Annotated in this window: 26 protein-coding genes; 6 read left to right on the top strand and 20 right to left on the bottom strand. The window is 68.3% G+C overall.

Annotated features, from left to right (window positions below; translation table 11 throughout):
- Nucleotides 1-571, bottom strand: a 571-nt coding sequence (locus HW466_RS29145) for a dTDP-glucose 4,6-dehydratase (RefSeq protein WP_176316124.1), incomplete at its 3' end; no start/stop codon positions are given.
- A 343-nt stretch (nucleotides 572-914) separates the two neighbouring features.
- Here HW466_RS29145 and HW466_RS29140 point away from each other — a divergent pair.
- A complete protein-coding gene (locus HW466_RS29140; RefSeq protein ID WP_151003353.1) occupies nucleotides 915-1,754 on the top strand; it encodes a symmetrical bis(5'-nucleosyl)-tetraphosphatase in 840 nt (279 codons plus the stop codon).
- 33 nt (nucleotides 1,755-1,787) lie between these two features.
- Here the strand turns inward: HW466_RS29140 and HW466_RS29135 are convergent, their stop codons facing one another.
- The 8 genes from HW466_RS29135 to HW466_RS29100 form a co-directional block, all read right to left on the bottom strand.
- Nucleotides 1,788-2,645, bottom strand: coding sequence for a lysophospholipid acyltransferase family protein (locus HW466_RS29135; RefSeq protein WP_151003355.1), 858 nt, complete (start codon nucleotides 2,643-2,645; stop codon nucleotides 1,788-1,790).
- A gap of 19 nt (nucleotides 2,646-2,664) precedes the next feature.
- Complete coding sequence (locus tag HW466_RS29130) at nucleotides 2,665-3,942, bottom strand: dihydroorotase (protein WP_059868917.1); 1,278 nt, start codon at nucleotides 3,940-3,942, stop codon at nucleotides 2,665-2,667.
- Between the two features lie 52 nt (nucleotides 3,943-3,994).
- Entirely contained in the window at nucleotides 3,995-5,026 is a 1,032-nt protein-coding gene (locus HW466_RS29125) for an aspartate carbamoyltransferase catalytic subunit (RefSeq protein WP_151006990.1), read from the bottom strand.
- A 74-nt stretch (nucleotides 5,027-5,100) separates the two neighbouring features.
- On the bottom strand, nucleotides 5,101-5,616 hold the full coding sequence (gene pyrR, locus HW466_RS29120; RefSeq protein WP_059448077.1) for a bifunctional pyr operon transcriptional regulator/uracil phosphoribosyltransferase PyrR: 516 nt from the start codon (nucleotides 5,614-5,616) through the stop codon (nucleotides 5,101-5,103).
- Entirely contained in the window at nucleotides 5,603-6,052 is a 450-nt protein-coding gene (gene ruvX / locus HW466_RS29115) for a Holliday junction resolvase RuvX (protein WP_059448076.1), read from the bottom strand. The genes pyrR and ruvX overlap by 14 nt, the downstream gene beginning before the upstream one ends.
- Entirely contained in the window at nucleotides 6,049-6,627 is a 579-nt protein-coding gene (locus HW466_RS29110) for a YqgE/AlgH family protein (RefSeq protein ID WP_006751106.1), read from the bottom strand. The genes ruvX and HW466_RS29110 overlap by 4 nt, the downstream gene beginning before the upstream one ends.
- A 181-nt stretch (nucleotides 6,628-6,808) precedes the next feature.
- A complete protein-coding gene (locus tag HW466_RS29105) occupies nucleotides 6,809-8,110 on the bottom strand; it encodes a hypothetical protein (protein WP_176316123.1) in 1,302 nt (433 codons plus the stop codon).
- A gap of 104 nt (nucleotides 8,111-8,214) precedes the next feature.
- Complete coding sequence (locus tag HW466_RS29100) at nucleotides 8,215-8,385, bottom strand: rubredoxin (RefSeq protein WP_004186709.1); 171 nt, start codon at nucleotides 8,383-8,385, stop codon at nucleotides 8,215-8,217.
- Between the two features lie 254 nt (nucleotides 8,386-8,639).
- Between HW466_RS29100 and HW466_RS29095 the strand changes: the two genes are divergently transcribed.
- Nucleotides 8,640-9,506, top strand: a complete 867-nt coding sequence (locus HW466_RS29095; RefSeq protein WP_059448074.1) for a hydroxymethylpyrimidine/phosphomethylpyrimidine kinase — start codon at nucleotides 8,640-8,642, stop codon at nucleotides 9,504-9,506.
- A gap of 171 nt (nucleotides 9,507-9,677) precedes the next feature.
- On the opposite strand, the gene groL is transcribed toward HW466_RS29095, so the two are convergent.
- From groL to HW466_RS29040, 11 genes are all read right to left on the bottom strand, one after another.
- A complete protein-coding gene (gene groL / locus HW466_RS29090; RefSeq protein WP_059448073.1) occupies nucleotides 9,678-11,318 on the bottom strand; it encodes a chaperonin GroEL in 1,641 nt (546 codons plus the stop codon).
- 46 nt (nucleotides 11,319-11,364) lie between these two features.
- Complete coding sequence (gene groES / locus HW466_RS29085; protein ID WP_004186661.1) at nucleotides 11,365-11,658, bottom strand: co-chaperone GroES; 294 nt, start codon at nucleotides 11,656-11,658, stop codon at nucleotides 11,365-11,367.
- Between the two features lie 373 nt (nucleotides 11,659-12,031).
- Complete coding sequence (locus HW466_RS29080) at nucleotides 12,032-12,541, bottom strand: SRPBCC family protein (protein ID WP_151006025.1); 510 nt, start codon at nucleotides 12,539-12,541, stop codon at nucleotides 12,032-12,034.
- 29 nt (nucleotides 12,542-12,570) lie between these two features.
- A complete protein-coding gene (locus HW466_RS29075; RefSeq protein ID WP_060345991.1) occupies nucleotides 12,571-13,203 on the bottom strand; it encodes a LolA family protein in 633 nt (210 codons plus the stop codon).
- Nucleotides 13,200-13,613, bottom strand: a complete 414-nt coding sequence (locus tag HW466_RS29070; RefSeq protein ID WP_151006024.1) for a cupredoxin domain-containing protein — start codon at nucleotides 13,611-13,613, stop codon at nucleotides 13,200-13,202. Before HW466_RS29070 ends, HW466_RS29075 begins: the two co-directional genes overlap by 4 nt.
- A 28-nt stretch (nucleotides 13,614-13,641) precedes the next feature.
- Nucleotides 13,642-14,430, bottom strand: coding sequence for an anti-sigma factor family protein (locus HW466_RS29065; protein WP_174905561.1), 789 nt, complete (start codon nucleotides 14,428-14,430; stop codon nucleotides 13,642-13,644).
- Entirely contained in the window at nucleotides 14,430-14,945 is a 516-nt protein-coding gene (locus HW466_RS29060; RefSeq protein WP_059507036.1) for a sigma-70 family RNA polymerase sigma factor, read from the bottom strand. The genes HW466_RS29065 and HW466_RS29060 overlap by 1 nt, the downstream gene beginning before the upstream one ends.
- Before the next feature lie 45 nt (nucleotides 14,946-14,990).
- A complete protein-coding gene (locus HW466_RS29055; protein WP_059772339.1) occupies nucleotides 14,991-15,350 on the bottom strand; it encodes a COG4315 family predicted lipoprotein in 360 nt (119 codons plus the stop codon).
- A gap of 281 nt (nucleotides 15,351-15,631) precedes the next feature.
- Entirely contained in the window at nucleotides 15,632-18,325 is a 2,694-nt protein-coding gene (locus tag HW466_RS29050; RefSeq protein WP_176316122.1) for a beta strand repeat-containing protein, read from the bottom strand.
- A gap of 486 nt (nucleotides 18,326-18,811) precedes the next feature.
- Nucleotides 18,812-20,056, bottom strand: a complete 1,245-nt coding sequence (locus HW466_RS29045) for an NAD(P)/FAD-dependent oxidoreductase (protein WP_059507033.1) — start codon at nucleotides 20,054-20,056, stop codon at nucleotides 18,812-18,814.
- A gap of 67 nt (nucleotides 20,057-20,123) precedes the next feature.
- A complete protein-coding gene (locus HW466_RS29040; RefSeq protein WP_059507032.1) occupies nucleotides 20,124-20,903 on the bottom strand; it encodes an ABC transporter substrate-binding protein in 780 nt (259 codons plus the stop codon).
- Between the two features lie 332 nt (nucleotides 20,904-21,235).
- Here HW466_RS29040 and HW466_RS29035 point away from each other — a divergent pair, with 332 nt between their 5' ends.
- The 4 genes from HW466_RS29035 (at nucleotide 21,236) to HW466_RS29020 (ending at nucleotide 25,485) form a co-directional block, all read left to right on the top strand.
- A complete protein-coding gene (locus HW466_RS29035) occupies nucleotides 21,236-22,198 on the top strand; it encodes an ornithine cyclodeaminase family protein (protein WP_059543585.1) in 963 nt (320 codons plus the stop codon).
- Nucleotides 22,195-22,989, top strand: coding sequence for a helix-turn-helix transcriptional regulator (locus HW466_RS29030; RefSeq protein WP_174905544.1), 795 nt, complete (start codon nucleotides 22,195-22,197; stop codon nucleotides 22,987-22,989). Before HW466_RS29035 ends, HW466_RS29030 begins: the two co-directional genes overlap by 4 nt.
- A gap of 194 nt (nucleotides 22,990-23,183) precedes the next feature.
- Nucleotides 23,184-23,918: a DsbA family oxidoreductase gene (locus tag HW466_RS29025; protein ID WP_174905545.1), complete on the top strand. Its 735-nt coding sequence runs from the start codon at nucleotides 23,184-23,186 to the stop codon at nucleotides 23,916-23,918.
- A gap of 127 nt (nucleotides 23,919-24,045) precedes the next feature.
- Entirely contained in the window at nucleotides 24,046-25,485 is a 1,440-nt protein-coding gene (locus HW466_RS29020; RefSeq protein ID WP_174905546.1) for a DHA2 family efflux MFS transporter permease subunit, read from the top strand.
- Nucleotides 25,486-25,680 lie beyond the last annotated feature (195 nt).

Raw genomic sequence — 25,680 nt, 5'->3', positions numbered from 1 at the left:
GGCCGTAGTTGTTCGAGCAGTTCGTGGTCAGCGTGGGCAGGCCGTACGTATGGTGGTAGGCGCGCACCAGATGATCGGAGCCGGCCTTGGTTGCCGAATACGGACTGTTGGGGGCATACGGCGTGTTTTCCGAGAACTGCGGATCGGTCGCCGACAGTGAGCCGAATACCTCATCGGTCGATACGTGCAGAAAGCGAAACGCCGATTTGTCCGCTTCACTCAGGCCGCTCCAGTATGTCCGCGCGGCCTCGAGGAGCGTGAAGGTTCCGACGACATTGGTCTGAACAAAGTCCGCCGGCCCGTGAATCGAGCGATCGACGTGACTTTCCGCCGCGAAGTGCACGAGTGCGCGAGGCTTGTATTGCGCGAACATTGCATCCAGCGCAGCGCGGTCGCAAATGTCGGCGCGTACGAACACGTGTTTCGGGTTCCCGTCCAGCGACTGCAGCGTGCGACGGTTGCCGGCGTAGGTCAACTTGTCGACGTTGAGCACGGCCTCGTCGGATTGACGCAGCCAGTCGAGTACAAAATTGGCGCCGATAAAACCCGCGCCACCCGTCACCAGGATCATGAGGCTCCCTCTAGTCATACGCGGCAGGCCTCAAGCACGAGCCGCCATCATTTCGAACAGCGACGGCATCAACGTACGCGTCGCTCAAGGCGGGAATTCTAACTTCTCACCGTGACCGTCAAAGTCATGAAATGCTAATTTTGTCGAGGAAGCGGCAATTATAGGAAGCAAGCCCCCCCAAAAGCCATGTTGCTAACAACTTGAAACAGTGCGCCGCGGTCGGCAGGACGAATGAAATCGTGTTTTAAATCAATACGTTGAACTGGCACAATGTCGCGGATGAGCGCGCGCTTTGCGCCATCGCGCCTTCCTCCACCCGGTATCAAAACTTGTAACAACTGCCATGCCGCCTTCTCCCATCGCCATCGGCGACATCCAAGGCTGTCATTCAGCTTTCGAATCGCTGCTCGAAAAGCTTTCAGCCCCCGCCGACACCCCGCTCTGGATCGCCGGCGACATCGTCAACCGCGGGCCCGCCTCCCTAGCCGCACTGCGCGCGCTGGTCGACCTCGGCCCACGCGCCACCGTCGTGCTCGGCAATCACGATCTCCACCTGCTCGCGGTATCGGCCGGCATCCGCACGGAACGCCCGGGCGACACGATTGGCGAGATCCTCGACGCGCCCGACGCCGACGCCCTGCTCGACTGGGTGCGCCACCGCCCGTTCGCGCACTTCGAACACGGGATGCTGCTCGTCCACGCCGGCGTGTTGCCGCAATGGGACGCCACGCTCGCGCTGGAACTCGCGGACGAACTGCAACGCGCGCTGCGCGCGCCCGATTGGCGCGACACGCTACAAGGGCTCTACGGCAACGAGCCGAACCAATGGAGTCCGAACCTCAAAAAACGCGACCGGATGCGCGTCGCATTCAACGCCTTCACGCGCCTGCGGTTCTGCACGCCCGACGGCGCGATGGAATTCAAGACGAACGGCGGCCCCGAAAGTGCGCCGCCGGGCTATCTGCCGTGGTTCGACGTACCGGGCCGCCGCACCGGGAACGTCACGATGGTGTTCGGCCATTGGGCCGCGCTCGGCCTGATGCTGCGCGACAACGTCGTCGCGCTCGATTCGGGGTGCGTATGGGGAAATCAGCTGTCGGCCGTGCGACTGACGGCCGACCCGGCACAGCGAACGGTCACGCAGGTGCGGTGCGAAGCGTGCCGCACACCGGGCGGCGAGTAGCCCGCGCGCGACAGGCGCGGGCGCAATGAAGGATCAGCCCTCGCGTCCCGGCACCGGCTCGTCGGCCGCCGCATCGCCGGCCGCGCCGCCGCCGACCTCCGTTGCCGGATACGCATGTTTCTCCAGCGCCGCCAGCGCCTCGGGCGACGGCTTGCCGACCTTCGCCTGCAGCGTCTCGAGCGCGGTCGCGATCGCATCGCGCGCCGCCGCGGAAGTCGTGCGGCGGTCGCCGCCCGGCGCGATCGGCTCACAGACGTAAAGGTGCGCGACGAGCGGGCCGCCGCGCAGCACCATGTCGAGCGACATCCCGAGCGACAACTCGCCCGTGTAAGCCGGCGCGACCGACTGGCGCCCCTGCGCATCCTCGTACATCAGGCAGATCGGCTGCACCGCGCAGCCGGCCGACACCGCGGCCTGGAACAGGTTCGCGTGGAACGGCAGCAGCCCCTGCCCGTCCGACGTCGTGCCCTCCGGAAACACGCACATCACGCCGCCGTTGCGCAACCGCTCGGCCATCTCGTGCATGACCCGCATCGCCTCGGTGCGCTTCTCGCGCTGCAGGAACACGGTGTCGAGCTTCTCCGCCAGCCAGCCGACCACCGGCCATTGCCGCACCTCGGCCTTCGACACGAACGGCGTCGGCCGCCACGCGTTGACCGCGTAGATGTCGAGCCACGACACGTGGTTGCCGACAACGAGCGCTCCCGCGTCGAGGCGCGCGCCGTCGTTGTGCACGACGAGATGCATCCCGCAGATGCGCAGCATCTTGAGCGACCAGCGGCGCGTCAGCTCCGCGCGATGCGCGGGCGTGACATGCGAAAAGCGCAGCGCGACGATCGCCATGCCGCGCAACAGGTGAAAGACGAGACGCAGCTTGCGAAGAGCGGTCATGGCGAGGATCCGGCGTGGTTCAGTGGCGCTCGAAAGCGACCTGGCCCGCCACGAGCGTCGCGCGCACGCAGGCAGGTAGTTCGTAGCCGAGGAACGGCGAGTTGTGGCCCTGGCTCTTCAGCGCGCGCGGCTCGACGCGCCAGTGCGCGCGCGGGTCGAACACGCACAGATCGGCCGCGCCGCCTTCGGCGAGACGGCCTGCCGGCAACTGCAGCACGTCGGCCGGCGCCGCCGTGATGCGGCGCAGCGCCTGCGCGAGCGGCGTGTTGGTTTCATCGGCCCATTTCACCGTCAGCGACAGCAGCAACTCGAGCCCGGTCGCGCCCGGCGTCGCTTCGGCGAACGGCAGCAGCTTCTCGTCGTCGTCGACCGGCGTGTGATCGGAACAGATCGCGTCGATCGTGCCGTCGGCGAGCGCCGCGCGGATCGCTTCGCGATCGCGCTCGCCGCGCAGCGGCGGGTCGAGTCGGAACTGCGAATCGAAGTAGCCGATGTCGACGTCGATCAGGTGCAGGTGGTTCACGCCGACGTCGCACGTCACGGGCAGCCCCTCGGCCTTCGCCGCGCGCACGAGCGCGAGGCCGGCCGCCGACGACAGCCGGGCGAGGTGCACGCGCGCGCCCGTCACGCGCATCAGTTCGAAGATCGTGTGCAGCGCGATCGTCTCGGCCGCGACCGGCACGCCGGACAGGCCGAGCCGCGACGCGAGCGCGCCGCTCGCGGCGACGCCGCCGCGGCCGATGAACGCGTCGAGCGGACGCAGCCACGTCGTGTAGCCGTAGGTGCTTGCGTACTGCAGCGCACGCAGCAGCACCTGCGTGTCGCGCACCGGCACGTTCGCGTGCGTGAAGCCGACGCAGCCCGATTCGGTCAGCGCGACCATCTCGGTGATCACTTCGCCCTTGAGGCCGACGGTGAGCGCGCCGAGCGGATGAACGTTGGCCTGGCGCAGGTTGCGGGCGCGGAACTTGAGCATCTCGACGAGGCCCGGCTCGTCGAGCACGGGATCGGTGTCCGGCGGGCACACGAGGGTCGTGACGCCGCCCGCGACGGCCGCGGCCATCTCGGACGCGAGCGTCGCCTTGTGCTCGTAGCCGGGCTCGCGCAGCCGCGCGCACAGGTCGACGAGGCCGGGTGCGACGATCAGGCCCGACGCATCGATCGTCCTGTCCGCGTTGAAACCGGCCGGCACGGCGCCGAGCGCGGCGACCTTGCCGTCCGCGACGAATACGTCGGCCTGCCGTTCGGTGCCGGCGACCGGATCGATCAGCGTGCCGCCTTGGATATGAATCTTCATGCGCTGTCTGTGAATGCGTTGATTGCGTGAATAAGGATGCGCGAGAGCGGGCTCAGTCGCTGTTGCCGGCGACGATGCCCATCACCGCCATCCGCACGGCGATGCCGAACGTGACCTGGTTGAGGATCACCGACTGCGGGCCGTCGGCGACCTGCGAGTCGATCTCGACGCCGCGGTTCATCGGGCCCGGGTGCATGACGATCGCGTCGGGCGCGGCAAGCGCGAGGCGCTCGGGCGTCAGCCCCCAGGTCTTGAAGTACTCCTGCGCGGACGGCAGCAGCGCGCCGCTCATCCGCTCGTTCTGCAGGCGCAGCATGATGATCACGTCGACGCCCTTGAGCCCTTCGTCGAGGTTGTGGAACACCTTCACGCCCATCTGCTCGAGGCCGCCGGGAAGCAGCGTGCGCGGGCCGATCGCGCGCACTTCGGGCACGCCGAGCGTGGTGAGCGCGTGGATGTCCGAGCGCGCGACGCGCGAATGCAGGATGTCCCCGACGATCGCCACGCGCAGCTTCGTGAAGTCGCGCTTGTAGTGACGAATCGTGTACATGTCGAGCAGGCCCTGCGTCGGGTGCGCATGCCGGCCGTCGCCGGCATTGATCACGTGCACGTGCGGCGCGCAGTGCTCGGCGATCAGATACGGCGCGCCGCTCGATGCGTGGCGCACGACGAACAGGTCGGCATGCATCGCCGACAGGTTGTTGATCGTGTCGAGCAGCGACTCGCCCTTGCTCGTCGACGACGCGTTGATGTTCAGGTTCAGCACGTCTGCCGACAGGCGCGTGGCGGCGATCTCGAAGGTCGTGCGCGTGCGCGTCGAGTTCTCGAAGAACAGGTTGAACACCGACTTGCCGCGCAACAGCGGCACCTTCTTCACCTCGCGATCCGTCACGCTGACGAACTGCTCGGCCGTATCGAGGATATGGTTGACGATCGAGCGCGGCAGGCCCTCGATCGACAGCAGGTGTTTCAGCTCGCCGTTTTTCGTGAGCTGCGGGTTGCCCCTCAGGAAACCGTAGCGGAACCGCTCGGGGCTCGCGGCCGCAGCGGGATTGCCGGTGCGGCCAGTGGTGTCGGTGGTCATGGTGTGCGTGATTCCAACTATGCAAACGGGCCGCGGCGCGAACCGGCGGCCCGGGATACGATTTCGCGGCTCGGTCAGGCGCCGTGCGCCTCGATGCGCAGCGTGAGCTGCGCGGCTTCGTCGCGGGCGAGCACGAGCGTCGCATCGGCCGGCACGTCGAGCGTGCCGCCCGCGAAGCGCGCCGCGACCGGCAGCTCGCGGCCGCCGCGATCGGCGAGCACCGCAAGCTCGACGGCCGCCGGACGGCCGTAGTCGAACAGTTCGTTGAGCGCGGCGCGCACGGTGCGGCCGGTGTACAGCACATCGTCGACGAGCACGATGCGCGCGCCGTCGACCTCGAACGGCAGCGACGTCGGGCTCGCCTGGCTGTGCAGTCCCTTCTTCGCGTAGTCGTCGCGATGCAGCGCGACGTTCACGACGCCGAACGCCGGCGCGCCGAGATCGCGCGCAAGGCGCTCGGCGAGCCAGGCGCCGCCGCTGTGAATTCCGGCGAGCCGCGGCCCGCCCGGCTCGGCGAAGGCCGTGCCGTATGCATCGCGGATCTGCTCGAGCAGGACGCGGTAGAGCGCGTCGGCGTCAATGGAGCTCATGGTCGGACAATTGATCGAGATACTGTTGAAGGATCACGCGCGCGGCTTCGGCATCGAGCATCTCGGCGCGCGCGCGGCCGCGCACGTTGCGCTCGCGCATCCCGGCCTCGGCCTCGACCGACGAATAACGTTCGTCGACCCACGTGACGGGCAGCCCGAAACGGCCGTTCAACTGGTTGCCGAAACGCTTCGCCTGCTGCGTCATCTCGTGCGGCGTGCCGTCGGGATGCATGGGCAGCCCGACGACGAGCGCGTCCGGCCGCCATTCGGCCAGCAATTCGCCGACCGCCTTGAAGCGGTGCTCGCGGTTCAGGTTGGGAATCACGACGAGGGCGCGGGCCGAGCGCGTCAGCGCGTTGCCGATCGCGACGCCGATCCGCTTCTCGCCATAATCGAACGCCAGCAGCGTTGCATCGCGCGCGCTCGCGCCGCTCATGCGTGCCCTGCTTCGCCGGACAGCATCGACGAGCTGACGCCGAGCAGGCCGAGCGCGGCTTCGAAGCGCTCCTCGGCCGGCGTGTCGAACACGATGCGGGGATCGGCGGCCACGGTCAGCCAGCCGTTGCGGGAAATCTCTTCCTCGAGCTGCCCGGCGCCCCAGCCTGCATGGCCGAGCGTCAGCAGGAAACGTTTCGGGCCGGTGCCCGTCGCGACCGCCTCGAGCACGTCCTTCGACGTCGTCATCTCGAGCCCGCCCTCGACCGACATGGACGAGTTGTAGTTCGCGCCTTCGACCGGCTCGTGCAGCACGAAGCCGCGCTCGGTCTGGACCGGGCCGCCGAAGTACACGGGAATGTGCAGCAGCGGCTCGATGTCGAGCTTCAGGTCGATGCGGTTGAACAGCGATTCGAGGTCGATGTCGGTGGGACGATTGATGACGAGGCCGAGCGCACCGCGCTCGCTGTGATCGCAAAGATAGACCACCGTTCCCGAAAACGTCGGATCCGCCATGTTCGGCATGGCGATCAGGAACTGGTTGGTGAGATTGATGCGATCGGAAGGCTTTGACATGGTTTGAATTTTAGCAAAGACGCCGCGACCTGACCGGGCCGCGATCAACAAGCAACGCCGCGCGGCGCTGGCAACGACGCGCGCGGATCACACGGCACTCTAACACGCGCGCGGGTGCTGTCGGCAGCGTGTTGCGGCCCGCGCGACAAGGGCTGCCGCCACGGTCGCGACCCGTTGCGCATCAGGCGCGGCCGAGCGCCGCGCCGAGCGCCCCGCACGCCGCGGTCAGGTCCGGCGGCGCCACGCCCGCGGCAATCTTCAGCAGCGCGGCACGCAGCATGTCGGATGCGCGGGCGTGAGCGTCGAGCCCGCCGTCGGCGAGCGGCAGACCGTGCGCGGCGCGGCGCCACGCGAGCCCGAGGGTGTCGGCCAGCAGCGCCGCATGACCGAGCCCGAGCGCGCACGCAGCGGTGCCGACCCGGTAGGCCGCCGCGGATGCGCGCCATGCCGCCCCCGCATCGGCCGCGGCCGGATCGGCGGCCAGATCGGCCATCGACGCGTCGGCCGTCTGCAGGAAATCCTCATACGCATGCGCATTGACGGTCACGACCCCCAGCATGCGCGTGGGCGCCACGGCGACGGCATCGCGCTCGGCGCGCGCGGCGTCGGCTTCCCACAGCGCCTCGGACGCGGGCGTGCCGGCGACGTGCCAGTCCACGGTCAGCCCGTAGTCGTGCAGCACGTCGACGAGCGCGACGTCTTCCGCGGCTGCGCCGAACAGCGCGAAATCGCGCCACAGCAGCGCAACCGTCTCGCGCACGAGCGCCGGCGGCGCACTGCGCCTGCCTTGCGCGTGCTCGCCGAGCAGCAGGTTGGTTCGCGCGAGGAACCGCTTCAGTTGGGGCGCGGCGCTGGCGCGCAGCGCGCGCAGGCATGCGGCGGCGAGCCGCCAGAAGTCGTACGGCACGCCGTCGGCCAGCGCGGTCAGGATCGCGTCGAGTTCGTCGAGCGTCGCGTCAGGCGCGGGTTGCGACGCACGCAGCACGCCGAGCAAAGCCTGCTCGTAGCGGGCGCGCGCGCGGCTTGCGAAGGCGTCGGGCAGCACGCGCAGCGTCGCCGGCGGGATCGCGCGCCCGACGAGCGCCAGCACGTCGAACGGCACGCTCGCGTGCAGGTCGGCCGCGCCTTGCGCGCGCAGCGCACGGAAATGGTCGAACAGGACGGGCGAGCAGGCCAGCTCGCGCAGATTGTGACGCCCGACCGCCGCGCGGAAGTCGCGCAGCGCGGCGCGCCAGGTCGCGGAAGTCGGTTCGGCGGCGACGAGCGGCACCGCGGCCGCCAGCTGCCCCGCGAAACGCGCGGCCGGCAGCCAGCCGGCCTCCGCCAGCACGGCGGCAGCGGCCGACAGCGGTGCAGCCGCGTCGTCTCGGTGCGCGAATGCGTCGGCGGCCGCCGCGAGCCACGCGTCGGCCGCGCGCACGGCCCCGCCACGCGGGTTGGGCAATGCGTCAGGGTGGGGAGGGTTCGCCGGATCGGACGTCATGGACACGCGCGCCTGTCATCGTCAAGTCGCTCGCGTCGGCCGCGGCGCGCAAGCGCCGGGCAATCGCGAGGCCGAAGCGGTGTGTCCGGGGGCCAAGGGTCCGGTCAGATCTGGACCATCTCGAAGTCTTCCTTGCGGGCGCCGCATTCGGGGCACGTCCAGTTGATCGGGACGTCTTCCCAGCGCGTGCCCGGGGCGATGCCCTCTTCGGGCAGCCCGGCTTCTTCGTCATAAATCCAGCCACAAATCAGGCACATCCAGCTCTTGTATTCCATCTTAAGCCGCGTCGGGAAAAGTCGGTAAATTCGGGAGCCATGATGGTACCGTGTCGGGGCCGGACTGCCTAGCAATCGCGCTGGAGTACGGCGACTACGTTGCGCTGCGCTAAAAATTCCGTCGTGCGGGCCAAATTCCGCCGCATAATGGCTGAAAAGTGCGGCCTGCCGGGCAACACGGGGGCCAAATGCCCACTTCGCCTCGCCGTCCGCAGTTCTGTCGCTTCCCCGTTTTTTTCTTGCCCCATTTCTACATGTCCAGCAACGCCCCTCCGATCGTCCTCACCTTCGGCCTGTCCGATCCCACCGGCGGCTCCGGCCTCCAAGCCGATCTGATGACCCTGGCGAGCATGGGCTGTCACGGTGTGTCCGTCCTGACGGGCTACACGGTGCGCGACTCCGCCGCCTGCGACGAAGTGACCGGCCTCGATCCCGATGTCGTCGCCGCCCAGGCGCGCATGCTGCTCGAGGACATGCCGGTCGCGGCGTTCAAGATCGGCGCCGCGACGCGCGCGGAAGTCGTGAGCGCGATCGCGGAGGTGGTCGCCGACTACGACGGCGTGCCGCTCGTGCTCGCACCGGACTTCACGCTCGACGACGAGCACGTGCTTGCCGCCGACGACTTGCGCGAATCGATCGCCGACCTGCTCGCACCGCAGACGACGCTGCTGGTCGCCGACCACGCGACGCTGATCGCGCTCGCGCAGCCGGACGGCGATGCCGAAGCGCCGAATCTCGATGCCGCCGTGTCGCACCTGCTGTCGCAGGGCTGCGAGTACATCCTGTCGTCGGAAACGGGCTCGCACCGGCTCGTCAACACGCTGTACGGCGAGGAAGGCCAGCTTCGCGAGGACATGTGGGATCGCTCGCCGCACCGGCTGATGGGCATCACCGACACGCTCGGCGCGGCGATCGCGGCGCTGCTCGCCAATGGCCAGGAACCGCCCGAAGCGGTGCGCGAGGCGCAGGAATACCTGTACCAGGCCGTGCGCGACGCGTTCCGGCCCGGCATGGGCGCATATCTGCCCGACCGGTTCTTCTGGGCACGCAGCAACGACGAGGAAGGCGGGCGTCCGGTGACGGAAAGCAGCAAGGCCTCGCCGCGGATCGCCCGGCACTGACGCGCGCGCGGCGGCCTCGCGCCGCCATTGCGCGCAGACTGCGCTCGCTTCGGGGCGGCATGACCGCCCCTTTTTACGTGTGCATAAAAAAAGACCCGCATCGCTGCGGGTCTTTTTCTTTGGCTGGAACGCGCATCGCTGCGCGCCCCGGACATCATCGACCGAAGTCGATTACATGTCCATGCCCATGCCGCCCATGCCGCCCGGCATGCCGCCCGGCATCGGTGCATCTTCCTTCGGCAGTTCTGCGACAGCTGCGTCCGTCGTCAGCAGCAGGCCTGCAACCGAAGCTGCGTTCTGCAGCGCGGTGCGCGTGACCTTGGTCGGGTCGACGACGCCGGCTTCAACCATGTCGACGTACTCGCCCGTTGCTGCGTTGTAGCCGTAGTTGCCCTTGCCTGCAGCAACTGCCGCCACCACGACGCTTGCTTCTTCGCCGCCGTTCGTGACGATCTGGCGCAGCGGCTCTTCCATTGCGCGCAGCACGATCTTGATGCCGGCGTTCTGGTCGGCGTTCGAGCCGGTCAGTTCGGCGATCGCGGTACGTGCACGGATCAGCGCAACGCCGCCGCCCGGGACGATGCCTTCTTCAACGGCAGCGCGGGTTGCGTGCAGCGCGTCTTCGACGCGTGCCTTCTTTTCCTTCATTTCGACTTCGGTCGCTGCACCGACCTTGATCACTGCAACGCCGCCGGCCAGCTTGGCCACGCGCTCTTGCAGCTTTTCACGGTCGTAGTCCGACGTCGCTTCTTCGATTTGCGTGCGGATTTGCTTGACGCGCGCTTCGATGTTCACGGCTTCGCCTGCGCCGTCGATGATCGTCGTGTTTTCCTTGCCCACTTCGATGCGCTTCGCCTGGCCCAGCTCTGCCAGCGTTGCCTTCTCGAGCGTCAGGCCGGTTTCTTCCGCGATGACTTGACCGCCGGTCAGGATCGCGATGTCTTCCAGCATGGCCTTGCGGCGATCGCCGAAGCCCGGTGCCTTGACCGCAACGGTCTTCAGGATGCCGCGGATGTTGTTGACGACCAGCGTTGCGAGCGCTTCGCCTTCGACGTCTTCAGCGATGATCAGCAGCGGACGGCCAGCCTTCGCGACTTGCTCGAGCACCGGCAGCAGATCGCGGATGTTCGACACCTTCTTGTCGTGCAGCAGCACGAACGGGTTTTCGAGGACGGCGACTTGCTTGTCCGGGTTGTTGATGAAGTACGGCGACAGGTAGCCGCGGTCGAACTGCATGCCTTCGACGACGTCGAGCTCGTCGGCCAGCGACTTGCCGTCTTCGACGGTGATCACGCCTTCCTTGCCGACCTTGTCCATCGCTTCAGCGATGCGATCGCCGATCGACGAGTCGCTGTTCGCCGAGATCGAGCCGACCTGTGCGATTTCCTTGTTCGTCGTGCACGGCTTGCTGATCTTCTTCAGCTCTTCGACAGCCGCTGCGACTGCCTTGTCGATACCGCGCTTCAGGTCCATCGGGTTCATGCCCGATGCGACGTACTTCATGCCTTCGCGGACGATCGATTGCGCGAGGACGGTAGCCGTCGTCGTGCCGTCGCCTGCGTTGTCGCTGGTCTTGGAAGCAACTTCCTTGACCATTTGCGCGCCCATGTTCTGGAGCTTGTCCTTCAGCTCGATTTCCTTCGCGACCGACACACCGTCCTTGGTGACCGTCGGGCCGCCGAAGCTGCGCTCGAGCACGACGTTGCGGCCCTTCGGACCCAGCGTGACCTTGACTGCGTTGGCGAGAATGTTCACGCCTTCGACCATCTTCGAACGGGCGGAATCGCCGAATACGACGTCTTTAGCTGCCATCTTCTAACTCCTTGAATTCTCGAGAATATGTGCGGACAGTGGACGCTTACTTGGCGTTGACCACGGCCATGATGTCTTCTTCGCGCATGACCAGCAGTTCCTGGCCGTCGACCTTGACGGTCTGACCAGCGTACTTGCCGAACAGCACACGATCGCCGACCTTCACGTCGAGCGCGATCGGCGCGCCCTTGTCGTCGCGCTTGCCCGGGCCGATGGCCAGGACTTCGCCTTGATCCGGCTTCTCAGCTGCCGCGTCGGGAATCACGATGCCCGAGGCGGTCTTGGTTTCCTGATCCAGGCGCTTGACGATCACGCGATCGTGCAAAGGACGAAGGTTCATATTCACTCCTCTCTTGACTGAGATTGAAGAACGCTTAGGGAATCTGCCCGGCAGGTTGCCCGGCAGAGAATTGTTAGCACTCTCGTGCAGCGAGTGCTAATTATATGGACGGGTTTTGACAAATTCAAGAAGGGAAGCCGGAGGTTTTTTTGCGCGGCGACGAACGGCCAAAAGACGTGGGCAAATTGAGAAAATCCATTTAAAACAATTACATAACTATCCAGACCGCAGACTGCGAGCGAACGGGATACGGGATTTCCCGACCCCCGCCCCAATTTGACACGGGTCGAGCGCCGAGTTCCCGCGCTCGTCCGGCATCGCATGAAAACGCCTGCCGCGACACCCGACCGGCCCAAACGGCCGCCGTGGAACGTCACATGTCCGGACAGCCCGCGACCGGCTGGAACGTCCGGCCGTCCGCCTCGACCGTCGCGCCCAGCAGACGCGCGAGGCCTTTCGCGCCTCCGCGCATCACGACGTCGTGATTCCACGCAAACAGCGGTCGCGCGACCGGCTCCAGCCAGTTCATCCAGCGCTCGCGCGTGCGGATGTGCCAGTCGTAGCGCACGACGGTTCGCGTGCCGTCGCCGGCGAACGACCAGCGGCCGTCGCCTTCGATCGCGCCGCTCGCGCGACCTTCGAGCACATGCGGGCGCTCGACGCGCAGCACGCGCATGTCGAAGGTCAGCCGGTACGGCAACGCGCCTTTCCACGTGTATCGCTGCAGCGCGCCGACGCCGCGTGCGTCGCCGCGCTCGAGCTCGACGGTCCGCACCGCGCTCTTCCACCAGTCGGGCCAGCGATCGACCTGGTAGATCGCGTCCCAGACAGCCGCGAGCGGCGCGTCCACGCGCCACGTCGTCGAAAACCGGTATTCCGCCATGCTGCCTCCGGCGCGAATCAGAATCGGTATCAGGGCGCGAAAAAGCGGGCGGGAAACGCGACGTCGATCTCGACGTCGTCGAGCGTCACCGTTTCGAGCGGCGCGCCGTCGTCGTCCGCGAAGCTCACCACCTTCAGCGGAAAGCCGTCCTCGGTGTCCAGCCACAGACGATAGCGATGCACGCCGTCGACCACGTGCGCGGGCGCGCCCGTCACCGACACGCGCAGTGCGGTGTGCCCGCCGATCGTCTCCTGGCCTTCGGTCACGGTCACACCGCCCTGCTGCAGCGCATGCACGTTGCGCAGCAGCACGCCGACGTCCGAGCGGTCGACGCGATGCCCGCTGCGGTCGCGCAGCAGCGGATTGGACGGCGACAGCGTCAGCGCGGGCAGCGCATGCTCGCCGAACGGGCGCAGACGCACCTTGCCGTCGCCGGGGTCGTACGCGAGCACCGCGCCGTGATGCGGCGACACGAAGTCCATCCGCACGAAACCTGGTTTGCGGTATGCGTAGCGGAATTCGGCGTGCTCGCCGCTGCGCGCCGACGAGCGGATCGTCGCGCGGTACGACTGGACCTGGTCGAAATGCGCCTGAGCAATGGTCACGGGATCGGCTGTCATGCTCGCTCCTATCAGGCCGGCGGCCAGCAACGCGGCGATCACGGCGCCGCCTCGACGTCGAGCACACCTTCCATGCCGCGCTCGCGATGGCTGCGCAGGAACAGCAGCCGATGCGTGCAATAGTAGGCGAAGCGGCCGGGGGCGGTCGGCGTGAAGCGAAACGTGCGCGGGGTCGCGCCGAGCTCGGTATGCACCGCGATGCCGGCCTGCGGCGCGTCGATCTCGAAACTGTGCGGCACGACGCCCGATTCGGCCGACACGGTCAGCTCGACCGGCACCTGCGCGCGGACGATCACGTGATTCGGACGAAAGAAATAACTGCCGCCGACGATCGCCACCCGCTGCACGCCGTCGGCGTCGACCGGCACGCGCACCGGCGCATCGCCGTCCGCCCGCGCGAGCCCGGCGCCCGCCACGAGTGCAACCGTCACCATCGCCGCCATCGTGTTCATCGTCGACTCCCTGCCGAGGTCGCCCGCGTCATCCCCTCCACGCGTCGGTCGGTCCGCCAAGCGCGCCGCATGCTTCGATCGCGAGCTCGCGCAGGCGTCGTTCGTCGGCACGTCCGGAGAGCGCAAAACCCATGCCGCGATCGGACCAGAAATACGTGTCGCGGGCGCCGGCCGATATCGCCCGGGGCGCAAAGCGCCGCGCATCGTAGGCGGTCATGTAGAGCGTCACGCGCTCGCCGTCCGCACGCTGGTACATCAGTTGCGCGGCCGGCCCCGCGTCGTCCGCCAACAGCCGGCCGCCCAGCAATGCATAGCCGTATTCGTCGAGCGACGGCGCGCGCACGGGCCGCCCGAGACGCGCGGACAGCCACGCGGCAAGGCGCGCCGGATCGCGCGCGTCGACCTCGACCGGATGCTCCCGGTCGGCCGCGTACACGGCGTACGCGACGGACGCGCGCGCGGCGAAGGCCGGCTCGGCGCCGAACGTCGTCCAGCCCGCGTGCAGCGCCACGCCGATCACGAGCCCGGCCGCCAGCCCCGCGAACGCATACGCGACGCCGCGCCAGCGCGGCGCGCGCCGCTGCACGAACAGCGCCGGCGTGGCGGCCGGCAGCGGGAACAGCGCTTGCAACGCGGCGCGCTGCGCGCCGTAATGCGCGAACCGGTCGGCTTCCCGCGGATCGGACGCCAGCCGTTCGAGCACCTCGCGGCGCTCCTGCCCGGACAGCTCGCCGTCGAGCAGCGCCGACAGCAGTTGCGCCGATGCGTCGGCATTGTCGTCCCGATCGTTCGAGGCTTTGCGCGGATCGTCGTCCATCATGTCTTCCCGATCACCCGTAACGCGGCCGCGCCACGCGCCGGCGGCTCGCCGGACAACAGCGCACGCATCTGTTCACGCGCGCGCGACAGGCGCGACATCACCGTCCCGACCGGCACGCCGAGCACCTGGGCGGCATCGCGGTAACTCAATTCCTCGAGCGCGACCAGCAGCAGCACCTCGCGCTGCTCGACGGGCAGCCGGTACAACGCGCGCTGCACGTCGCGCAGCAGCAGGCCGCCGATCTCGTCGGTCGGTGCGGCCATCGTCTGCCATGGCGCGGTCGCATCGTCGACCGCGATCTCGTGCCGTGCGCGCAATTGGTCGATGAAGCGATGGCGCAGCAGCGTCAGCAGCCACGCACGCAGGTTGCCGCCGTCGCGCGGCGGCCGGTTCAGCGCGCGCTCGAGCGTGTCCTGCACGAGATCGTCCGCCCACGCCCGGTCGCCCGTCAGCGCGCGCGCATATCGCGTGAGATGCGGCAGCCACACCAGCAGGTCCGATTCGTAGCTCATCCGGATGCCTCGCGCGTCGCCGCGCCGTCGTCCGTCGGTCGATCCTCAGGGACGCGCGACGTGCCACATGCCGCCGATCCCGTCGCCGCCCGCATCGCCGGGCTTGCCGTCCATCTTCCAGCGATACAGCGGACGGCCGTGGTAAGCCCATTGCTTGCGGCCGTCGTCGCGCGTGACGAGACTCAGCGCACCCGACGCCTTGTCGTATCCGTCGGCGAGCGCCGGCGGCCAGTTGGTCGCGCAGGTGCCGGTGCAGGTACTCTTGCCCGGCGCGTCGCGATCGAACACGTACAGCGTCATGTGATCTTCGTCGACCAGTTTTCCGTCGCCGGCCTGCGGCGGCTCGGCGGCCGCGGGCCGCGCGATCGCGGCCGTCAGCGCGATGGCGAACAGCATCGTCTTCATTCCCGTTCTCCTTGGCGTGGCATTGCGGCACGGCGCCGTCGGACGGGACGTCGACTCCATCATGGTCATTATCCCGCCGTCCGGCCGCATCGAGACTCGGTATGTAAACGGACGAATCCGGCAAGTTATTCCGTGCCGCCGCGCAACGCGGCGCCATGCGTGCCCGCACCGGGAAAACTTCGGGAACCCAAAGAAAACGCGGCATGACATTGCTGTCATGCCGCGTCGTTCGACCCATTGCGCGCGGCGAGCAATGAACCGCCGCCGCGCGTTCCCGCCGATTACCTCGGCAATGCGCCAGTCACCGCCTGCAGCAGCGTCGACACCGGTGCGAGCGGGTTGTTCGCTGAGCCGTTGCCCGAGTGCGGCGTGACCGACAGGCTCGGCGTGGAGCCCAGCGCCGTGCCGACCGTCGTGCCGACAGCATTGACGATCGTCGCCGTCGCGTTGCCGGTCGTCGACACCAGCGAACCGGTAGCGCCCGCCGTGCTGCCGGCCGCGCCCGCGCCGGAGCCGAGCAGGCTGCCGCCCGCCGCCGCTGCCGAACCGGCCACGCCCGACAGCGCGCCGGCCGCCTGCCCGAGGGCTGCCGGACCGTTCGCGAGGGCGCCCGTCACCGAACCGAGCGCACCGGTCAGTGCGCCGGCCGGATTGCTGCCGCCGGTCAGGCCGCTGACGAGGTTCGTGATCGGCGCGATCGGGCTGCCGCCCGCGCCCGACAGCGTGCCGACGACCTGGTTCACGACGCCCTGCACCGGCGCCAGCGGGTTCGTGCCGCCGAGGTTGCCCAGCGCGCCCGTCACCGAGCTGACCGCATTGCTCAGCGCGCCTGCCGGATTGCCGCTGCCAAGTGTGCCGACCACCTGGTTCACGACGCCCTGCACCGGCGCCAGCGGGTTCGTGCCGCCGAGGTTGCCCAGCGCGCCGGTCACCGAGCTGACTGCATTGCTCAGTGCGCCTGCCGGGTTGCCGCTGCCGAGCGTGCCGACGACCTGGTTCACGACGCCCTGCACCGGCGCCAGCGGGTTCGAGCTGCCGAGATTGCCAAGGGTGCTCGTGACCGAACCGAGCGCACCGGTCAGCGCGCCCGCCGCATTGCCAGCCGTCGGGAGTGCGTTCTGCAGGCCGCTGACGAGGTTCGTGATCGGCGCGATCGGGCTGCCGCCGCCTGCGCCCGAAAGCGTGCCGACGACCTGGTTCACGACACCCTGCACCGGCGCCAGCGGATTCGTGCCGCCGAGATTGCCGAGTGCACCCGTCACCGAGTTCACCGCGTCCGTCAGTGCACCGGCCGGATTGCCGTTGCCGAGCGTGCCGGCGAGCTGCGTGACGGCACCTTGCACCGGTGCCAGCGGGCTGGACGCGCCGCCGATGTTGCCGAGCGTCCCCGTGATCGTGTTGACCGCGTTGCTCAGTGCACCGGCAGGATTGCCGCTGCCCAGCGTGCCCGTAACCTGGTCAACGACGTTCTGGATCGGTGCCAGCGGGTTCGTGCCGCCAACGCCGCCCAGAGCACCCGTCACCGTGCCCAGCGCGCCGGTCAATGCGCCGGCCGGATTGCCGCCGCCCAGCGCACCCGTCACTTGGTTGACGACGCCTTGAACCGGAGCGAGCGGGTTCGAACCGCCACCCACGTTACCCAGTGCGCCCGTCACCGTGCCGAGCGCACCGGTCAATGCACCTGCCGGGTTGCCGCTACCCAGCGCACCCGTCACTTGGTTGACGACACCTTGAACCGGAGCGAGCGGGTTCGAACCGCCACCCACGTTACCCAGTGCGCCCGTCACCGTGCCGAGCGCACCCGTCAGCGCGCCGGCCGGATTACCACCGCCCAGCGCACCCGTCACTTGATTGACCACACCTTGAACCGGAGCAAGCGGATTCGAGCCGCCACCCACGTTACCCAGTGCGCCCGTCACCGTGCCGAGCGCACCCGTCAATGCGCCGGCCGGATTACCACCGCCCAGCGCACCCGTCACTTGATTGACCACACCTTGAACCGGAGCAAGCGGATTCGAGCCGCCACCCACGTTACCCAGAGCACCCGTGACCGTGCCCAGCGCGCCGGTCAATGCGCCGGCCGGATTGCCACCGCCCAGCGCGCCCGTCACTTGATTGACGACGCCTTGAACCGGAGCCAGCGGATTCGAGCCACCCACGTTGCCTAGAGCACCCGTGACCGTGCCCAGCGCGCCGGTCAATGCGCCGGCCGGATTACCACCGCCCAGCGCACCCGTCACTTGGTTGACGACGCCTTGAACCGGAGCCAGCGGATTCGAGCCACCCACGTTGCCCAGAGCACCCGTGACCGTGCCCAGCGCGCCGGTCAATGCACCGGCCGGATTGCCACCGCCCAGCGCACCCGTCACTTGATTGACGACGCCTTGAACCGGCGCAAGCGGATTCGCACCGCCACCCACGTTACCCAGTGCACCCGTCACCGTGCCCAGCGCACCCGTCAACGCACCTGCCGGATTGCCGCCACCAAGCGTCCCCGTCACTTGATTGACGACACCTTGAACCGGAGCGAGCGGGTTCAAACCGCCGCCAACACTGCCGAGTGCCCCCGTGACCGTACCCAGCGCACCGGTCAATGCACCCGCCGGATTGCCACCGCCAAGCGCACCCGTCACCCCGTTCACCACGCCTTGCACCGGCGCGAGCGGGCTCACCGTGCCGCCCGCGCCGCCGAGCGCGCCTTGCAGCGCGTTCACCGCGCCCGACAATGCCTGCGCGGGATCGCCGAGCGACGTCTGAATCGCGCCCGACCCGCCCGCCGCCACGGTGACCGAACCCAGCGGCGACGTGCCGGTCGCGGCCAGCCCAACCGAGACGCTGTTCGTCGGCGGATTCACGATTACCTGCGGAAGCGGCAGCGCATCGAGCGTCCCCGCGATAGCCGAACCGGAAGCCAGTACCCCGAACACCGTCGCGACCGACAGCGCCACACCCGTCAATTTAAGACTTTGTCCCATCGTTATTTACCCCATCTCGGTTGGCACTACGTTGATAAAGCATGGGGACGGATTGCACGAAGCGTGCCATCCGGATAAAGCGGGATCGATTCGTCGGCCTATTTCAAGCCAATAACGGTTTTATATGGATTTCCGGGCAAATGAATCGATCAGATCGCCATAATCATCTGATGAATAAGGCGTCCAAGGGGCGGATGTAACGTAACGTTTGCGAGGCCCGAAGTAACGTGTTCCGGTACATTGCGTGCCGCATCGGAACGTCCGTTACGAAAGCGCCGCCGGATTGCCCGGCCGGCTCGCCTGATTTGCATTTCATTTTCATGAAAATGCATTAATAAATCGCGTGTTTGCCTATTTTCTTATTTCGCGATTTCTTTCCGATCGATTACGCAGATCATTTCCATTTTCGCAGGCCCCGGATTATCCGGATAGCCAATCGAAAAAATGTGACGGCCGCACTCGGGGCGGCCGCCGTATCGAAACGGCTCAACCGAAGCGCGCGGGGCGATACGGACGGGGATCGATGTAGGTGGGCTCGCCCGTCATCATCTCGGCGAGCAGGCGGCCGGTTGCAGGGCCGAGCGTGAGCCCGTGATGGCAATGGCCGAACGCGAACCACAGATGACGATGGCGCGGCGCAGGCCCGATCACCGGCCGCATGTCGGGCGTGCACGGCCGCATCCCGAGCCACGGCGCCGGATCGAGCCGTTCGCCGATGCCGAACGCGTCGCGCGCCAGCGGCTCGGCGCGCGCGAGCTGCACGCCGGTCGGCGGCGCGCCGCGCAACGCGATCTCGACGCCGGTCGTGAGCCGCAGGCGGCCGCCGTCCATCGGCGCGACGACGAAGCCCTCCTCGGTATCGCACACGGGCACGTTCAGCGGCGCGCGGGTCGGCCGGTAATGCATGTGGTAACCACGTTTGGCGCGCAGCGGAATCCGGTAGCCGAGCGGCGCGAACACGTGATCGGACCACGGCCCGAGCGCGACCACCGCCGAGCGCGCCGCGATCGGCCCATGTCCGGTATCGACCTGCCAGCCATCGCGCACCTGCGCGAGCGTCGTTGCGTCGCCGCGCACGAACGTGCCGCCGTCGCGCTCGAACAACCGCGCGTACGCCTTCGTCAGACCGCCGGGGCTCGACACGGTCTTCGGGTCCTGCCAGTGGAATGCGCCGCAGAATGCATCGCCGATGCCGGGCTCGCGTTCGCGCAACGCGCGCGCGTCGAGCACGCTCATCCGCAACCCGTGCGCGTCGGCCATCCGCTGCTGCGCCCGCGCTTCCGCGTCGAACAGCGCAGGCGACCGGAACGCCTCGATCCACCCGCCGTCATGCACGAGCGGTTGCGCGTCGGTGCGCGCGAGCAGCGCGTCGTGCTCGACGACGCTCGCCGCGACAAGGGGCAGCATGTCGCGCGCGGCGGCTGCGAGCCGCTGCGGCGACGATTCGCGCCAGAAGCGCGCGAGCCAGCCCGCATACGCGGGCAATGCCTTGTAGTCCCAGTAGAGATCGACCGAGCGGTTGCGCGCGTAGCGCAGCAGCGTGCCGAGACGGCGCGGGAACGCGTACGGCACGACGGACGAGCGCTCGATCAGCCCGGCATTGCCGTGACTCGTTTCCTCACCGGGATCGCGCCGGTCGACGAGTGCGACGCGCAGCCCGCGATCCTGCAGATGCAGCGCCGACGACACGCCGACGATGCCGGCCCCCAGAACGATGACGTCGAAATCCATGCTTCCCCGTACTGCGTCGAGATTCGATGCGACGCGCGCCGGTACCGCGTCCGGCGCGCGGCCACGCTTACTTCGCGATGATGTCGCGCTTGAAGTACTTCTGCGACAGCGCGCTCAGCGTGCCGTCCTTCTTCAGCGCGTCGAGCGCGGCGACGAGCTTCGCCTGCAGCGCCTTGTCGCCCTTGCGCATCCCGAAGCCGGTGCCTTCGCCGAGCGTCGCGGGATCCTTCAGCGCATCGCCGACGATCTGGTAGTCGCGGCCGGCCGGCTTGTCGAGGAAACCGTCCTGCGCGGTCTGCGCTTCCTGCACGGCCGCGTCGAGACGTCCGGCGACGAGATCGGCATAGATCTGGTCCTGATCCTGGTACGAGACGACGGCCACGCCCGCATTGGCCCAGTGCGCCTTCAGGAAATCCTCCTGCGACGAGCCCTGCAGCACGCCGACGTGCTTGCCGCGCAGGCTCGCGGCATCGGGGCGCAGCGGCGAGCCGCGATGCGCGACCATCACGATCGGCACCACGTAGATCGCCGGCGTGAAATCGATGCTCTGCTTGCGCTTCGCGGTGATGTTCATCGCCGAATTGATCGCGTCGAACTTGCGCGCCTGCAGCGCCGGGATCAGCCCGTCGAACGCATTCTCGACCCACACGCACTTCATGTTCAGCTTCGCGCACACCGCATTGCCGATGTCGACGTCGAAACCCTGCAACTGACCGGCCGGCGTCTTGCTCTCGAACGGCGGATACGCGGCTTCGATCCCGAAGCGCAACGTGGTCTGTTCCGCGTGGGCCGTGACGGCCGCGCACGCAAGCGCCGCGACGGCGCAGAGGGAAAGCTTCCAGTTCATGACGGATGTCCTTCGATTCCGGATTGAGGCGATGAAGAGCGGTCATCGTGCGACGACACGACGGCCTGCACGCGAAATATAGACTCTTAGTCTACTATAGACTATAGGGGATACGATAATCGCGGCGGCCCGTTCGTCCGGAGACGTTCCACCAATCACACGAAACGCCGTTGATTTGTGGATGTTTTTCAGAAGATGCGCACGCCAGTCGCGCGTCGAAAAGAAAAATTCACCCGGCCGTTTTTGTCTATATTAGACTTTTAATCCATCACGAACATCGCCGGACACCTGTTTTCGAGACTGTCCTGTCCGGCCCCGACCGGAGAAGTTCCATGACGCAACCCGCCCCGACCCTGCCGCTGACCGTCGACGAAGCCGCGGTACGCGCAGCGCTGCCGTCGCTGGACGTGCTCGGCACGCTGCGCCGCATGTTCGCGTCGCTCGCGTCGGCCCGCGCGGTGCAGCCGCCGCAGACCCTCACGCTGTTTCCCGAGCAGGCCGGCGATTTCATCACGTATCTCGGCGCACTCGCCGACGAGCAGGTGTTCGGCGCGAAGCTGTCGCCGTACGTCGTGACGGGCGCGAAGCCGATCGTCACAGCATGGACCGCGCTGATGTCGATGCGCACCGGCCAGCCGCTGATGTGGTGCGACGCGGGGTTGCTGACGGTCGAGCGCACAGCCGGCACGACGGCGCTCGCGGTCGACTGCCTCGCGCCGCGCGACGCGCGCCGGCTCGCCGTGATCGGCACGGGCGCGGTCGGCCTCGCGCATCTGCGCCACACCGCGGCGTTGCGCGACTGGGCGTCGATCAGCGTCCATTCGCCCGCGCTCGCCGACGATGCGGCGCTGCAGGCGACGCTCGCGCGGATCGATCCGCGGGCCCGTGCGGCCGCCAGCGTCGACGCATGCGTGCGCGACGCGGACGTCGTGATGCTGTGTACGTCGTCGGGCACGCCGGTGCTCGCCGACGGCATGCTCACGCGTGCGGCGCTCGTCACGTCGATCAGCACCAACGTCGCGCGCGCGCACGAGATTCCGCCCGCGTGGCTGCCCGACATGGACGTGTATTGCGACTACCGGCACACGACGCCCGCGAGCGCGGGCGAGATGCAGATCGCGGCGGCCGCGCACGGCTGGACGCCCGAGCGGATCGTCGGCGACCTGCCGGCGCTTGTCGCCGGCACCTGCGCGGCGCCGTCGCGCACGCGTCATGCGTTCTTCCGCTCGATCGGCCTCGGCCTCGAGGACATCGCGATCGCGCATGCGCTGTACATGCATCTGACGCGCGCATGAGCAGCACGCGCACGCGGAGCCGATACAATGGCGCAACCGCCGTGGCGGCGGCGCGCGGGCGCACGGCCCAGCCGGTCGGCGGCATGCCGGCGCGCCGCGCCGACGCACCGCCCGGCCCCCGCTCACCCGAGATGGCGATTCCGATGCGCAAGAAGCAATCCCCCGTCAAAGACCTGCTGCTCACCCGCTACGCACCGATCGCCGACGGCATCGCGGCGCTGTTCTTCCCGTATGCGGAAGTGGTGATCCACGACCTGCACGACCAGACCGTGCTCTACCTCGCGAACAACCTGTCCAAGCGCGAAGTCGGCGACGACTCGGCACTCGAGGAAATCGATCATTCGGCGCGCGAGCGCGTGATCGGCCCGTACGAGAAGCTGAACTGGGATGGCCGGCGCATGCGTTGCGTGAGCAACGTGCTGTTCGACGACGAAGGCCGCCCGGCCGGGATGATGTGCATCAACTTCAACATCGCGGTGTTCGACGACGTGCGCGCGACGCTCGACGTGTTCATCAAGGGCGCGGGCATCGTCGCGCAGCCGGACGAGCTGTTCCGCGACGACTGGCAGGAGCGCATCAACACGTTCCTGCACGGCTGGCTGCGCGAGCGGCAGGTCGGCCTGAACGGGCTCACGCGCGAGCACCGGCGCGAGCTCGTCGAAGCGCTGTACGCGGAAGGCGCGTTCCGCGGCAAGAGCGCCGCGAACTACGTCGCGAACGTGCTCGGGATGGGACGCGCGACCGTCTACAAGCACCTGAAGCATCTGAAGGAAACGCAGGGCGACGCGTAAGCGGCGCGTGCAGCGGGATCGGTCGCGGGTTCACCTCCGGCATCGACATCGACAATCACAACCGGCACGCGCCGTCGTGTCGATCCTTCGTGAATCGCGCGGCGCGGCCCGTTGCGCCCGGGCGGAACCCGCCGAGGCATCGAAGCATAAATGATATAGTCTCAGTTACATTTATTTGCCGCCTCGGATTCCCCATGACAACCCTCCCTGCCCCGACTACCCGCCCGAGCCTGACCGCCGAAATCTGGTCGGACCTGATCTGCCCCTGGTGCTGGATCGGCAAGCGCCGCTTCGACGAGGCGCTCGCCGCGTTCGCGCACGCCGAGCACGTCGACGTCGCGCTGCGCGCGTATCGGCTGATGCCGGGCCAGCCGGTCGAGCCGGTCGAGGCAATGCTCGCCGGCAAGTATCGGATGTCGCCCGCTCAGGTCGACCAGATGCTGCGCCAGGTGACCGACGCGGCCGCGAGCGTCGGGCTCGACTACGACCTGCCCGGCACGTTCGTCGGCGACACGCTCGACGGTCACCGGCTCGTGAAGCTCGCGGAAACGACCGGCCGTGCGCACGCGCTGACCGAGCGGCTGTACCGCGCGTATTTCTGCGAGCACGGTTCGCTGTTCGACCACGCGGCGCTGATCGACTTCGCGGTCGAAGCGGGCCTCGAGCGCTCGGCCGTCGAAGCCGTGCTGCGCAGCGACGCATACCGCGACGAAGTCGAAGCCGACATCGCGCGCGCGGCGCAGATCGGCGGACGCGGCGTGCCGCTGTTCGTGTTCGGCGGCCGCTACGCGGTATCGGGCGCACAGCCGGCCGATGTGTTCGCGCAGGCGCTCGAACAGGCGTGGCGCGACGGCGCCGTCGTCGAATCCGCCGGCGGCGACGCCGCCGCATGCGGCCCCGACGGCTGCGAGCTGCCGCCGCGCGGATAACCTCCGGCGCCGCGCGACGCGCGCCGCCGCTACGCGTCGCTCCTGCCACAAACCGGCAGGAAGCGCGCGCGAATGACGTCTACAATGCAGCCTTTCAAATAACTATCAGAGAGAAGGCGGCCGGCCCATGACCCACGGTATCCACGGCGAGAAGCGCTGGTACGCGTTGATCGTCCTTTGCCTCGGCGTGCTGATGATCGTGCTCGACAGCACGATCGTGAACGTTGCGCTGCCTTCGATCAGTACCGACCTCCATTTCACCGAGACGGCCCTCGTATGGGTCGTCAACGCCTACCTGCTGACATTCGGCGGCTGCCTGCTGCTCGGCGGCCGGCTCGGCGACCTGTACGGCCAGCGGCGCATGTTCCTCGCGGGCCTCGTCGTATTCACGTTCGCGTCGCTCGCCTGCGGCCTCGCGCAGTCGCAGACGATGCTGATCGCCGCGCGCGCGGTGCAGGGCTTCGGCGGCGCGGTCGTGTCGGCCGTGTCGCTGTCGCTGATCATGAATCTCTTCACCGAACCGGGCGAACGGGCGCGCGCGATGGGCGTCTACGGCTTCGTCTGCGCGGGCGGCGGCAGCATCGGCGTGCTGCTCGGCGGGCTCCTGACGAGCACGCTGTCGTGGCACTGGATCTTTCTCGTCAATTTGCCGATCGGCATCGCGGTCTATGCGATGTGCGTCGCGCTGCTGCCGCGCATGCGCGCGCCGGCCGGCGCCGCGCGGCTCGACGTCGCGGGCGCGATCACCGTGACCGCGTCGCTGATGCTCGCGGTCTACGGGATCGTCGGCGGCAACGAGGCCGGCTGGCTGTCGACGCAGACCGTCGTGCTGATCGGCGCGGCCGTGGCGCTGCTCGCGGTGTTCATCGCGATCGAGGCACGCGTCGCGCATCCGCTGATGCCGCTCACGCTGTTCGCCGCGCGCAACGTCGCGCTCGCGAACGTGATCGGCGTGCTGTGGGCGGCGGCCATGTTCGCGTGGTTTTTCCTGTCCGCGCTCTACATGCAGCGCGTGCTCGGCTACGGTCCGCTGCAGGTCGGGCTTGCGTTCCTGCCGGCGAACCTGATCATGGCCGCGTTCTCGCTCGGGCTGTCCGCGCGCATCGTGATGCGCTTCGGCATTCGCGGCCCGATCGCGGCCGGCCTGCTGATCGCCGCGTGCGGCCTCGCGCTGTTCTCGCGCGCGCCGGCGGACGGCAGCTTCGTCTGGCACGTGCTGCCGGGCATGACGCTGCTCGGCATCGGCGCCGGCGTCGCGTTCAATCCGGTGCTGCTCGCCGCGATGAGCGATGTCGACCCGGCCGATTCGGGGCTTGCGTCGGGCATCGTCAACACCGCGTTCATGATGGGCGGCGCGCTCGGCCTCGCCGTGCTCGCGAGCCTCGCCGCCGCGCGCACCGATGCGCTCGCGGTCGCGCACGCCAGCCCGCTCGATGCACTGAACGGCGGCTACCACGTCGCATTCGCGGTCGGTGCGGCATTCGCGGCCGCGGCCGGGCTGCTCGGCCTCGCGCTGCGCATCCGCCGCCAGGACGCGGTCGCCGGCGTCGGTCCAGCGATGCATTGACGACGAAGCGGGGCGCGCGTCGCCCCGCCCTCCTCCACGCGCGGTAACCGGGCGGCGATCGCACGCCCGCCGACGCCGACGCACGGCACCATCAGGTCCAGTATCCGTTCAAACGATCGTTTCACCCACCGCGAGCGGCCCGTCCGGCCGGCCATCCCGGCCGATTTTTAACGTAGTCGTACACCGACGCGCCAC

Source organism: Burkholderia territorii (assembly GCF_902833055.1).
Lineage (GTDB): Bacteria > Pseudomonadota > Gammaproteobacteria > Burkholderiales > Burkholderiaceae > Burkholderia > Burkholderia territorii.
The sequence above is the reverse complement of the archived record's forward strand: the minus strand, read 5'-3'. Positions and strand labels throughout refer to the sequence as shown.

Bases quoted from the DNA above. Each gene is read 5' to 3' on its own strand.
- ruvX (WP_059448076.1), bottom strand. From the start codon at position 6,052: ATGAGCGGCGCGAGCGCGCGCGATGCAACGCTGCTGGCGTTCGATTAT.
- HW466_RS29110 (WP_006751106.1), bottom strand. From the start codon at position 6,627: ATGTCAAAGCCTTCCGATCGCATCAATCTCACCAACCAGTTCCTGATC.
- HW466_RS29100 (WP_004186709.1), bottom strand. From the start codon at position 8,385: ATGGAATACAAGAGCTGGATGTGCCTGATTTGTGGCTGGATTTATGAC.
- HW466_RS29030 (WP_174905544.1), top strand. From the start codon at position 22,195: ATGAGCAGCACGCGCACGCGGAGCCGATACAATGGCGCAACCGCCGTG.
- HW466_RS29060 (WP_059507036.1), bottom strand. From the start codon at position 14,945: ATGAGCTACGAATCGGACCTGCTGGTGTGGCTGCCGCATCTCACGCGA.
- HW466_RS29025 (WP_174905545.1), top strand. From the start codon at position 23,184: ATGACAACCCTCCCTGCCCCGACTACCCGCCCGAGCCTGACCGCCGAA.
- groL (WP_059448073.1), bottom strand. From the start codon at position 11,318: ATGGCAGCTAAAGACGTCGTATTCGGCGATTCCGCCCGTTCGAAGATG.
- HW466_RS29065 (WP_174905561.1), bottom strand. From the start codon at position 14,430: ATGGACGACGATCCGCGCAAAGCCTCGAACGATCGGGACGACAATGCC.
- HW466_RS29020 (WP_174905546.1), top strand. From the start codon at position 24,046: ATGACCCACGGTATCCACGGCGAGAAGCGCTGGTACGCGTTGATCGTC.
- groES (WP_004186661.1), bottom strand. From the start codon at position 11,658: ATGAACCTTCGTCCTTTGCACGATCGCGTGATCGTCAAGCGCCTGGAT.
- HW466_RS29080 (WP_151006025.1), bottom strand. From the start codon at position 12,541: ATGGCGGAATACCGGTTTTCGACGACGTGGCGCGTGGACGCGCCGCTC.
- HW466_RS29130 (WP_059868917.1), bottom strand. From the start codon at position 3,942: ATGAAGATTCATATCCAAGGCGGCACGCTGATCGATCCGGTCGCCGGC.
- HW466_RS29070 (WP_151006024.1), bottom strand. From the start codon at position 13,613: ATGAACACGATGGCGGCGATGGTGACGGTTGCACTCGTGGCGGGCGCC.
- HW466_RS29140 (WP_151003353.1), top strand. From the start codon at position 915: ATGCCGCCTTCTCCCATCGCCATCGGCGACATCCAAGGCTGTCATTCA.
- HW466_RS29135 (WP_151003355.1), bottom strand. From the start codon at position 2,645: ATGACCGCTCTTCGCAAGCTGCGTCTCGTCTTTCACCTGTTGCGCGGC.
- HW466_RS29045 (WP_059507033.1), bottom strand. From the start codon at position 20,056: ATGGATTTCGACGTCATCGTTCTGGGGGCCGGCATCGTCGGCGTGTCG.
- HW466_RS29035 (WP_059543585.1), top strand. From the start codon at position 21,236: ATGACGCAACCCGCCCCGACCCTGCCGCTGACCGTCGACGAAGCCGCG.
- HW466_RS29055 (WP_059772339.1), bottom strand. From the start codon at position 15,350: ATGAAGACGATGCTGTTCGCCATCGCGCTGACGGCCGCGATCGCGCGG.
- pyrR (WP_059448077.1), bottom strand. From the start codon at position 5,616: ATGAGCTCCATTGACGCCGACGCGCTCTACCGCGTCCTGCTCGAGCAG.
- HW466_RS29050 (WP_176316122.1), bottom strand. From the start codon at position 18,325: ATGGGACAAAGTCTTAAATTGACGGGTGTGGCGCTGTCGGTCGCGACG.
- HW466_RS29105 (WP_176316123.1), bottom strand. From the start codon at position 8,110: ATGACGTCCGATCCGGCGAACCCTCCCCACCCTGACGCATTGCCCAAC.
- HW466_RS29125 (WP_151006990.1), bottom strand. From the start codon at position 5,026: ATGACCACCGACACCACTGGCCGCACCGGCAATCCCGCTGCGGCCGCG.
- HW466_RS29040 (WP_059507032.1), bottom strand. From the start codon at position 20,903: ATGAACTGGAAGCTTTCCCTCTGCGCCGTCGCGGCGCTTGCGTGCGCG.
- HW466_RS29095 (WP_059448074.1), top strand. From the start codon at position 8,640: ATGTCCAGCAACGCCCCTCCGATCGTCCTCACCTTCGGCCTGTCCGAT.